At 66.4% G+C, this 244-nt stretch carries 1 pseudogene; it reads right to left on the reverse strand.

The window, feature by feature from the left end:
• Positions 1–244: pseudogene (locus tag NCS02_RS36235) on the reverse strand (glutamyl-tRNA reductase); the annotation flags it as partial.

The following is a 244-nucleotide window of genomic DNA, read 5'->3' on the forward strand; positions in this document are numbered from 1 at the left end:
CCATCGAATCGAGCCCCGATGCGACGCGGAACGCATGACGCACGGCTTCCGACTGCGGCAGCGCATAGACGTGCGGCGCGAGTTCGGGAACGGGGATGCTGTGATACTTCGAGAGCCACTGGATGGCGGCTTCGCGGGCGGCGGCGTCGTCAGTGGCGCAGTAGAGTTCGGTGCGGTTGCAGGTCGAGAGGATGGCCGCTTCGGGCGATGCCTTCGCGAGCGGTCCCAGCCAGATGTCCTTCAG

Origin of the sequence: Caballeronia sp. NCF2, assembly GCF_023631205.1 — a bacterium.
Classification (GTDB): Bacteria; Pseudomonadota; Gammaproteobacteria; order Burkholderiales; family Burkholderiaceae; genus Caballeronia; species Caballeronia zhejiangensis.